Raw genomic sequence first — 9,747 nt, forward strand, 5'->3', positions numbered from 1 at the left:
GAACACCTTTGGCGCGCAGACGCGGCGCCCACCCGCCCGCCGTGCGGCTGTTGCACCCGCCGCGGCTGGCCGTGTTCATCCCCGTGCCCGCGGGCGGGGCCTACGGGGCCCGCGCCGCCGCCGAAGCCGAACTGCGCGAACGCCTGCCGCATCTGCCGCGCGGCCTTCGGCTGCTCGCGACCGCGACCCTGCCACGGAGGCGGCGATGACCGATCCCGCCACCGAACGTCAGCTGCGCAGGCTGGCCGAACTGCTCCACGTGGACGTGGACCGCGTCGAATTCCTCGCCCCGCTCGGCGCGCGGGAACTGGCGGTGCTGCGCGAGCACACCGCCCGTGACCTGCACCGCCGCTACCCGCGGGCCTACCGCCGGATCATCCGCATGGGCAGGTTGGCCCCGATGCGCCTGGCGGCGCCCTTCGCCACACGGGTGCTGCCGCCACGCATGCTCGGCCGGGCCATCAGCGGCGGCGTGCTCACCGGCCGCACCGAACGGGCGGCCGCCCTGATCGGCCGGTTGCCTCCCGAACTGCTCGCCGACCTCGCGCCCTATCTGGATCCGGCGATCATCACCACCCTGCTGGACATCACGCCGCCGGAACTGCTCGGCGGCGTGGTCAACGAGCTGATGGCCCGCGAGGACTACGACACCGCCGACCTGTTCGCCGCGCAGTTCACCGCGGCGCTCACCGGCGGCGCACCCGCGCCGGGCGTGCCGCGTTCGGCCGAGCGGCCGAGGGGGCTCAGGCGGCTGCTGCCGGGACGGAGGACCGGAGCATGACGGAGCCACAGACCTTCGAGGTCGTGATCATCGGCGCGGGCTTCTCCGGCATCTGCGCGGCGATCAAGCTGCGGCAGGCGGGCATCGAGGACTTTGTCGTCCTGGACAGATCCGACGGCGTGGGCGGGGTATGGCACGACAACACCTATCCCGACGTGGGTGTCGACGTGCCGACCTGGGGTTACAGCTACTCGTTCGAACCCAACCCGCACTGGGAGCACGTGTACGCCAAGGGCCACGAGATGAAGGCCTACGCCGAACACTGCGTCGACACCTACGGTGTCCGGCCGCATCTGCGGCTCAAGACCGAGGTGACCGCCGCCGCGTTCGACGAACACACCCACCGCTGGCGCATCGACACCCCGGCCGGTCCCCTGCTCGCCCGCTACGTCGTCGTCGCCTACGGCGGCCTCGGCGCCCCGAAGATCCCGGCCATCGACGGACTGGACACCTTCCCCGGCCCGGTCATCCACAGCGCACGCTGGGATCACAGCTTCACCCCCGAGGGCCGACGGATCGGCGTGATCGGCACCGGCTCCTCCGCGGTGCAGATCATCCCGGAACTGGCCGCCGAGGCCGAGCGGGTCGTGGTCTTCCAGCGCACCCCGATCTGGGTGATCCCCAAGCCCGACCTGCCGATACCCCGGTTCGTGCGCAGGATCTTCGCCGCCGCGCCCTGGCTGCTCACACCGCTGCGCCTGGCGGTCCTCGCCTGGCTGGAACTGATCTACACCGGCGTGTTCCGGTTCGAGTACCCCGCGTTCAAGACGGCCCAGCAGAAGCTGTCCACCCTGACCATGCGCGTGCAGATCCCCGATCGCGCGCTGCGGCGACAGCTAACCCCGAACTACGGCTTCGGCTGCAAGTTCCTCACCCTGTCGAACCGCTACTACCGGGCGCTCGGACGCGACCATGTCGACGTCGTCGCCGAGGACATCACCGCCGTCACCGCGCGCGGCGTCCGCACCGCCGACGGCAGACTGCACGAGATCGACTCCCTGGTCCTGGCAACCGGTTTCGAGGTGCTCGAACGCTCGAACCAACCCAAGTTCCCGGTCACCGGTGTCGGCGGCACGGATCTGACCACCTTCCTCGACACCCATCCGAAGGGTCACTACGAGGGCGTGACCCTGCCCGACTATCCGAACATCTTCACCGTCCTCGGTCTCTACGCCCAGACCGGCACCTTCTTCGGCAGCATCGAGGACTCGGTCGAGCACGCCCTGAACTGCATCCTCGAGGCCCGCCGCCGCAAGGCCACCTGTGTGGCGGTCAGACGCGAACCCTACGAGGCCTACGTCGCGGAGATGATCGAACGCCAGCGGTCCTCGGTGTTCTTCCACTCCGACTGCGAACACGTGCACACCTGGTACTTCGACGAGCGCGGCGACACACCCCTGTTCCGGCCGACCAGCAGCCGCGAGGCGCGTGAGCGGGTGCGGCACACACGTTTCGACCACTACGAATTCACGGCCCTGCACGAGGACACCACCGAGGCCGCCAGGGAGGCGAGATGAGCACACCGTCGATCCGCAACGTCTCCGACACCGCCCGCTGGGTGGCCGTCTACCGGGCCGAGGAGTCCGCGCGCCCGGACGCGCTGTTCACCGACCCCTACGCGGCCGTCCTTGCCGGGGAAGCGGGCGAGACGATGACGAACATCCTGCCGCCGGGTGTGCGCAACCATTGGCCGACGGTGGTGCGCACCAAACTGCTCGACGAGCTGGTGCTCGAGGCGCTCGCCCACGGCTGCGACCGGGTGATCAATCTCGGCGCCGGCCTCGACACCCGCCCGTTCCGGCTGGACCTGCCCGCCGAGCTGAGCTGGCACGAGGCCGACCTGGCGCCGATGGTCGCCTACAAGACCGAACGGCTCGCCGAGCACACCCCCCGCTGCCGCTGGCACACCCACACCCTCGATGTCATTGACACCGCCGCCTGCACCGGTTTCCTCGACGAGGCGACCGAGGGCGCGCGTTCGGCGCTGGTGCTCACCGAGGGCTTGCTGCCCTACCTGCCCGCCGAGCGTGTCCGCGCCCTCGCCGAAGCGCTGAAGCATCCAGGTGTGCGGTGGTGGGCGATCGACCACTGGTCACCGCTGATCCTGCACTTCGTCAACCGCACCATGGGCGCGCAACTCGGTTCGGCGCGCTGGCAGTTCGCCGCCAGGCTGACCTTCTTCGACGGCTGGGAACTCGAACGCACACGCTCGACCTTCCGCGCCGCCGCGCGCTGGAAGCGGGCGCCCGCACCGTTCCTGCCCTGGCGCTGGGTTCCCGAACGCGGACTGCTCGGCCGCGCCGACGACTCGCTCGCCTGGTGCGGCGCGGTGCGGCTGGGCAATCGGCACTGGAACCCGTGGGCATGAGCGAAGCGCCGCCGATCGCGATCGTCGGAATGGCGGGGCGCTTCCCCGGCGCCGCGGACATCGACCGGCTGTGGGAGCTGCTGCTCGCGCGCGGCGACGCGATCACCCCCGTGCCCGAGGACCGCTGGGACGCCGCCGCGCCGCTGGACGACACCCGGCGCGTCCAGGCCGTCGGCGGCTTCCTGCCCGAGATCGACCGTTTCGACGCCGCGCTGTTCGGCATCTCCCCGCGCGAAGCGGCCGACATCGACCCCCAGCAGCGCGTCGTCCTCGAAACCGTCTGGCGCACACTCGAAGACGGCGGCGCCGAGCCGACCACGCTGCGGGGCCGCCGGATCGGCGTCTACATGGGCGCCTCCTGGCACGACTTCGAGATCGTCCGCAAGGAACGCGGCGCGCCACCCACACCGCACAGCCTGGTCGGTTCCGCGCTCGACGTGATCGCCGCCAGGGTGTCCTACACCCTCGGCCTGACCGGTCCGAGCATGACGGTGGAGACCGGGTGCTCCTCGGCGCTGGTGGCCCTCGACCTGGCGGTGCGCGCCATCAGGACGGGAGATATCGAGGCCGCCGTGGTCGGCGGGGTGAATCTGCTGCTCGCGCCGGATGTCTCGATCGGGCTGACCCATTTCGGCGGGCTGTCCGAGAACGGCCGGTGCGCGGCCTTCGGTGCGGACGCCGACGGATTCGTCCGCGGTGAGGGCGTTGCCGCGGTGTATCTGAAGGCGCTGCCCGCCGCGCGGGCCAACGGTGATCGGGTACGGGCGGTCGTGCTCGGCACGATGGTCAACAACGACGGCGGCGGCGACAGCCTGGTGACACCGAGCCGGGACGGGCAGCGCGATCTGCTGCACCGGGCCTACCGATCGTGCGGAATCGACCCAGGCGCCGTCGACTATGTGGAGGCGCACGGCACCGGCACCCGGCGCGGTGACCCCGTCGAAGCCGGGGCGCTCGGCGCGATCCTCGGATCGGCCAGGTCCCCCGAGCGCGGTCCCCTGCCGATCGGCTCGATCAAGACCAATATCGGCCACCTGGAGGCGGCCGCGGGCATCGCCGGACTGGTCAAGGCGGTGCTGTGTGTGCAGCACCGCCGCATCCCGCCCACCCTGCACGCCGACGACCCGAACCCCGACATCCCCTTCGCCGACCACAATCTGACGGTCGTGCGTGAGCCCGTCGAACTGCCCGCCGAGCGGCCGTGCACGGTCGGCGTCAACTCCTTCGGCTGGGGCGGCACCAACGCGCACGTGGTCATCCGCTCCGCCGACGAGCCCGCCGAACCGGCGCCGGCGGCGCGGCCCCGGCCCCCCCCCCGGCGCGGCGGGCCCGGGGCGGCCACAACTCCTTCGGCGGGGGCGCCACCAACGCGCACGTGGTCACCCGCTCCGCCGACGAGCCCGCCCACCCGGCGCCGGCGCCGCGGCCGCGGCACCCCGCCGTGCTCGCCCTGTCCGCGCACACCGAGACGGCGCTGCGGCAACGCTGCCGTGATGTCGCCGAGCGCCTCACGGCCGAGCCGGCGGACGCGGCGGCGCTCGTTACCGCCCTGGCACACCGTTCCACCGGGCACCCGGTCCGTCTCGCCGTCGTCGGCGCGGGGATCGAGGAACAGGTCGCGGCCCTGCGCGACTACGCCGACAGCTCGTCGGAGCCGACCCCCTCGGTCTGTACCGACCGCGCCCGCCGCCCCGGCCGCATCGCCTTCGCCTTCCCCGGCCAGGGGGGCCAATGGCACGGCCTGGCGGCCGCGCTGTACGGCACCGACGCCGCGTTCACCGAGGCGATCGACCGGTGCGCCGACGCCCTCGCCCCGCATGTCGACGGGCAGGTGCGCGCCGCACTGACCGGCGCCGCGGGCCCGGACTGGCTGGAGCCGGTCGATCTGCTCCAGCCGGTGCTGTGGGCGCAGGCCTGCGCGATCGCCGCGATGTGGCGCCGCGTCGGCGTCGTACCCGATGTCGTGATCGGCCACAGCCAGGGCGAGATCGCCGCCGCCACCGTCGCCATCGAGGCGCTCCGGGAAATCCTCACCGCCGACGGCGTCTACTGCCGGATGGTCGCGGTCGACTACGCCTCCCACAGCCCGCACATGGCCGCGCTGCGCCCGCACCTGCGCCGCGAACTCGACGGCGGCGCGCCGCGCACCGAACACCGTGCCCCGCGCACCGAGGCCATCGAGATGATGTCCACCGTCCACGCGCGCACCATCGCCCCCGCCGAGCTGACCACCGGCTACTGGCTCGACAACCTTTGCGAGCCGGTGCGATTCGCCGACGCCGTCTCGTCGCTGTACGACAGCGGCGTCACCCATATCGTCGAGATCGGCCCGCACCCCGTGCTCGCCCCGGCCATGGAACAGCTGGCCGTCGACCGCGCCGACCCACCCGCCGTGCTGGCCTCGATCCACCGGGACACCGATCCGCGTCTCGAATTCGAGCGGGCCAGGGCCCGCGCGTTCATCTCCGGTCTCGCGCCCTTCGCCGACCTCACCGCCGCGCCCCGCGTGGCGACGCCGCCGTATCCGTTCCAGCGCGACTGCCATCCCCTGCCCGCCCCGCGTGTGCGCCCGCGCCCGGATTCCAGCGGACTGCGGGTCGCGCTGGAGCCGAGCCCCTCGGACCCGGGCACGTGGACCGGCCGTCTCGACGGACTTGCCGAGGCCATGAGCTGGCTGAACGACCATCGGGTCGCCGGCACCGTCCTGGCCCCCGCCGCCCTGATGACCACCTCCGCGCTGGCCGCGGCACGAACCCGATATCGTGCCCCGGCCGCGGTCCTGCGTGAGCTGCGCTTCCTCGAGCCACTGGTCCTGTCCGATCCCCCTGGGCCGGTGGCCGTGACCCTGCGCGAGGACCTCGACAACGCCCTGTGCTTCGAATTCGCCTCGACGGCGCCGGGGACCGACCGATGGACCGTCCACGCCAGGGGACGTGTCGAGCCGCTGCCCACCGCATCGCGGAACCACCCCGAGTTCCCCGCCCACCTGTTGGACGGGACGTCCGTCGCGATCGAGGACTTCTACCGCGACTGCGCCCGGCGCGGACTCCACTACGGTCCCCACTTCCGGGTCGTCGAGGAACTGCGCGTGCACGGCGAGGCCGAATCCCGCACGGTCCTCGCGAAAGTGGTGCTCGGCCGTCGGTGCCGGGCCCTGACCCGCCCCGGCGAGTGGCATCCCGCCCTGCTGGACGGCGCCCTGCAGACCGCACTCGCCCTCCTCGGCGCGGACACTCGCACCCATCTGCCCGTCGCCGTCGGGGAACTGCGGCCGCACAGCACCGGCGACCACCACAACGACGTCGTCTGGGCGGCCGCGCGCCGCGGCCAGGCAGGTATCGACATCGACCTGTTCGACACCCGGCACCGTCCCCTGGCCTCGATCGGCGCACTGTCGCTGCACCCCGTCGAGGCCGCCGCCCGCCCGGACCGTGCGCCCGGGCGGATGTTCCACCTGGCCTACGAGCCGCAGCCGCGCCCCGAGCGCCGCACGCCGCGCTCGTTCCTGCTCACCGGGCACCCCGCCGCACACCCGCGCTGGGCATGGATTCGCTCATGAGCCTCGAGATGCGCAACAGACTCGAACACGCCTTCGCGGTGCCGCTCTCACCGACCGTCCTGTGGACCTACGGGACCACCGAAGCCCTGTCCGGCGCCATCGGCGAACGACTGTCCGCACCGGCGCGCCCGGCCACCGAACTCCGCACCGCCGTCCCCCAGGAAACACGTTGACCGACCCGCACACCCCGCCAGCGGCCCCCGAATCGGCACTGCGACGGGCCGCCGCGACCATCGCCCGTCTGCGTGAACAACTCGCCGAACAGAACGCCACCGGTCCGGTCGCGGTCGTCGGGGCCGCCCTGCGCGCCGCGGACACCCACACCCTCGCCGACTTCTGGTCCGTCCTGCGCGAGGGCCGCACCACCGTCGGGCCGATGCCCCCGCACCGCCGCTGGCCCTTCGAGGACGAGTGGTCGCAACTGCCCGCCACCGGCAGCTTCCTCGACGACGCCCTGCACTTCGACCCCGACTTCTTCAAGCTCAGCCCGCGCGCCGCCCAGGCGATGGACCCCCAGCACCGGCTGCTGCTGGAAACCACCCACCGAGCCTGGGCACACGCAGGCCTCGACCCGGCGGTCGCGGACAGCGCGCCGGTCGGCGCCTTCGTCGGCCTCACCGGCAGACCCGACTACGCCGACTGGTTCGCCCGCCGGATCGACGCCTTCACCGCCCTCGGCACCGGCCACAGCTTCGCCGCGGGCAGGCTCGCCTACACCTTCGGCTTCACCGGCCCCGCCGTCGCCGTCGACACCGCCTGCTCGTCCTCGCTGGTCGCCGTGCACCAGGCGGTGCAGTCCCTGCGCCGCGGCGAATGCGCGGTGGCCGTGGCGGGCGGTGTCAACCTCATCCTCTCCCCCACCTCCACCCGCATGATCGACCAGACCGGCACCCTGTCCCCCGACGGCGCGTGCAAGACCTTCGACGCCCGCGCCGACGGCTACGTCCGCGGCGAAGGCTGCGCCGTCGTCGTCCTCAAACGGCTCGCCGACGCCGAACGCGACGGCAACCGCGTCCTCGGCGTCATCCACGGCAGCGCCGTCAACCAGGACGGCCGCTCCTCCGGCTTAGCCGCCCCCAACGCCGCCGCCCAACGCCGGGTCATCGAGGCCGCGCTCGCCGACGCGGGCCGCGGCCCCGCCGACATCGGCCTGATCGAAGCCCACGGCACCGGCACCCCCCGCGGCGCCCCCATCGAGATGAGCGCCGTCGTCGCCGCCCTCGGCACCCGCAACGGCGGCCGTCCCCTGCACGTGGGCACCCTGAAGACCAACTACGGCCATCTCGAGGCCGCCGCGGGCGTCACCGGCCTGATCAAGGCCCTGCTCTGCGTCCACCACCGTGAGATCCCGCCCCTGGTCCACTACGAGACCCGCAACCCTCGCATCGACCTCGACGACGCCGACATCCGTCTGTCCGCCAGCGCCGCCACCTGGTCCACCGACACCACCGGCGCACTCGCCGGTGTCAGCGCCTTCGGCATCATCGGCACCAACGCCCATGTGGTGGTCGGCCCGCCGCCCCCCGGCGCCACCGCGGGCACCGCGTTCGAGGAGCAGGCCGCACCCCCCGACTGGCATCGCATCCCCTGCACCCCGTCCTTCCTCGGCCCGCCACCCGAACCGTCCCCCCGCCCGGCTCTCACCCCGACCGCGCCGGGCGTCCCCTCATGACCGGCACTCACACCGAACACCGCCCCCGATCCCTGCGCCATCTCCGATCCCTGCGCAGCACCGCCCTCACCGGCCCGACCGCCTTCCGCCTCCTGATGAACTGCTACCCGCCCCTGCTGTTCAGCGGCATCAGAGTGCGCGCGGTCGCTCCCGACTGGACCGCTGTCCACGTCACCCACCACGTCCGCCCCTGGAACCGCAACGTCAACGGCACCGCCTTCGGCGGCACCCTCTTCGCCATGACCGACCCCTTCTACGCCGTCATGGCAGCGGGCCGGCTCGGTCCCGGCTACCGCATCTGGAATGCCCGCGCGGCAATAGAATTCGTCCGCCCCGGCCACGGCCGCCTCGAGGCCGCCATGCACCTGCCCGCCACCACGGCCACCACCATCCGCGCCGAAGCCGACGCGACCGGCCGCTCCGTCACCACCCACACCACCGAGATCCGCGCCGCCGACGGCGAACTCGTCGCCCGCTGCACCCAGGACCTGCACGTCAGGAAGATCGGATAGCGGAACACCGCGCCGATCGGAGATGCCTGCCTTCCTCGCCCGCCGGGTGCAGCACAAGCAGGCCGATTCCAGCGCACCGCGATGACATCGGCGTCGGTGCGTGCGTTCACCGGCCGCCCTCTTCGGTGAAGCGGCGAGCCAGGATCTCATCGAGCACCTGCGCCGGATAAATCACCAGCAGTCCGAGCCCGAGGTCGGTGGCCAGCAGCACCCGGTCCCCAATGCCGATGCCGACCGCCTCACGCGCGCGAGCCGGCAGCGACAGGTACCCGCTCTTCCACACCCCTTGCTTGCCGAAGTTGCGGCGATTGATCACCACCAACCCGCCCACGACCCGCCAGGACAGCAGATCACCGGGCTCCCGACCCGATGCCGTCAGTGCCGAGCGGTCACCGATACGGCCGTTGCCGTCGACGATGCGGATGCTGTGCGGGGACGTCCGCCGAGCCGGTTGCTCGACATTCGCCAGAGGGAGGCCACGATGGGCTGCGGCCAGGCTCGCCGACCTGGCGAACATCTCGGCGATGAGTTGTGCCTGAGCGAGAGGGAGTGTGTCGTCAATCACGATTTTCATCCCTCAGAGGGGTGAAACCGCAGGTCGCGACGACCGGAAAAGTGGGTGTCAGGCCAGTGCCCGGACACCGTAATCGGGGCGGTTCTGCACAGTTCTTGTGTCCGGAGGGGGACTTGAACCCCCACGCCCTAATACGGGCACTAGCACCTCAAGCTAGCGCGTCTGCCATTCCGCCACCCGGACCGGTGATGCTCAGAAAGGTTATCGTATGCGGCGTCAGGGACCAAATCGCCCTCGGCCGGGAGGCCGCCTCGCCGCGTTTGGGCAGCTCACGCGGCGGC

9 protein-coding genes, 1 tRNA gene and 1 pseudogene are annotated in these 9,747 nt (G+C 72.1%); 9 read left to right on the forward strand and 2 right to left on the reverse strand.

Features of this window, described 5'->3' with window-relative positions:
* From QH283_RS04260 to QH283_RS04300, 9 genes and pseudogenes are all read left to right on the forward strand, one after another.
* The coding region (locus QH283_RS04260; RefSeq protein WP_280501710.1) for a hypothetical protein at positions 1-209 on the forward strand (209 nt) is incomplete at its 5' end.
* Positions 206-781: a hypothetical protein gene (locus QH283_RS04265; RefSeq protein WP_280501711.1), complete on the forward strand. Its 576-nt coding sequence runs from the start codon at positions 206-208 to the stop codon at positions 779-781. The genes QH283_RS04260 and QH283_RS04265, both read left to right, overlap by 4 nt.
* A complete protein-coding gene (locus tag QH283_RS04270) occupies positions 778-2,298 on the forward strand; it encodes a flavin-containing monooxygenase (protein ID WP_280501712.1) in 1,521 nt (506 codons plus the stop codon). Before QH283_RS04265 ends, QH283_RS04270 begins: the two co-directional genes overlap by 4 nt.
* Complete coding sequence (locus tag QH283_RS04275) at positions 2,295-3,149, forward strand: class I SAM-dependent methyltransferase (RefSeq protein ID WP_280501713.1); 855 nt, start codon at positions 2,295-2,297, stop codon at positions 3,147-3,149. The genes QH283_RS04270 and QH283_RS04275 overlap by 4 nt, the downstream gene beginning before the upstream one ends.
* Positions 3,146-4,345, forward strand: a pseudogene (locus QH283_RS04280) (polyketide synthase); the annotation flags it as partial. The gene QH283_RS04275 and the pseudogene QH283_RS04280, both read left to right, overlap by 4 nt.
* 179 nt (positions 4,346-4,524) lie before the next feature.
* A complete protein-coding gene (locus QH283_RS04285; RefSeq protein WP_280501714.1) occupies positions 4,525-6,708 on the forward strand; it encodes an acyltransferase domain-containing protein in 2,184 nt (727 codons plus the stop codon).
* Positions 6,705-6,881, forward strand: coding sequence for an acyl carrier protein (locus tag QH283_RS04290; RefSeq protein ID WP_280501715.1), 177 nt, complete (start codon positions 6,705-6,707; stop codon positions 6,879-6,881). Before QH283_RS04285 ends, QH283_RS04290 begins: the two co-directional genes overlap by 4 nt.
* Positions 6,878-8,380 carry a polyketide synthase gene (locus QH283_RS04295; RefSeq protein ID WP_280501716.1) on the forward strand — a complete coding sequence of 501 codons (1,503 nt, stop codon included), beginning with the start codon at positions 6,878-6,880 and terminating at the stop codon, positions 8,378-8,380. Before QH283_RS04290 ends, QH283_RS04295 begins: the two co-directional genes overlap by 4 nt.
* Positions 8,377-8,892 carry a PaaI family thioesterase gene (locus QH283_RS04300; protein WP_280501717.1) on the forward strand — a complete coding sequence of 172 codons (516 nt, stop codon included), beginning with the start codon at positions 8,377-8,379 and terminating at the stop codon, positions 8,890-8,892. Before QH283_RS04295 ends, QH283_RS04300 begins: the two co-directional genes overlap by 4 nt.
* Positions 8,893-8,998: 106 nt before the next feature.
* On the opposite strand, the gene QH283_RS04305 is transcribed toward QH283_RS04300, so the two are convergent.
* Together QH283_RS04305 and QH283_RS04310 are read right to left on the reverse strand one after the other, a co-directional pair.
* Positions 8,999-9,457 carry a hypothetical protein gene (locus QH283_RS04305; RefSeq protein WP_280501718.1) on the reverse strand — a complete coding sequence of 153 codons (459 nt, stop codon included), beginning with the start codon at positions 9,455-9,457 and terminating at the stop codon, positions 8,999-9,001.
* A gap of 107 nt (positions 9,458-9,564) precedes the next feature.
* Positions 9,565-9,649: transfer RNA gene (locus QH283_RS04310), tRNA-Leu, on the reverse strand.
* Between the last annotated feature and the right edge of the window lie 98 nt (positions 9,650-9,747).

The organism is Nocardia farcinica (genome assembly GCF_029867845.1).
GTDB lineage: Bacteria > Actinomycetota > Actinomycetes > Mycobacteriales > Mycobacteriaceae > Nocardia > Nocardia farcinica_A.

Bases quoted from the DNA above. Each gene is read 5' to 3' on its own strand.
- QH283_RS04265 (WP_280501711.1), top strand. From the start codon at position 206: ATGACCGATCCCGCCACCGAACGTCAGCTGCGCAGGCTGGCCGAACTG.
- QH283_RS04270 (WP_280501712.1), top strand. From the start codon at position 778: ATGACGGAGCCACAGACCTTCGAGGTCGTGATCATCGGCGCGGGCTTC.
- QH283_RS04275 (WP_280501713.1), top strand. From the start codon at position 2,295: ATGAGCACACCGTCGATCCGCAACGTCTCCGACACCGCCCGCTGGGTG.
- QH283_RS04290 (WP_280501715.1), top strand. From the start codon at position 6,705: ATGAGCCTCGAGATGCGCAACAGACTCGAACACGCCTTCGCGGTGCCG.
- QH283_RS04300 (WP_280501717.1), top strand. From the start codon at position 8,377: ATGACCGGCACTCACACCGAACACCGCCCCCGATCCCTGCGCCATCTC.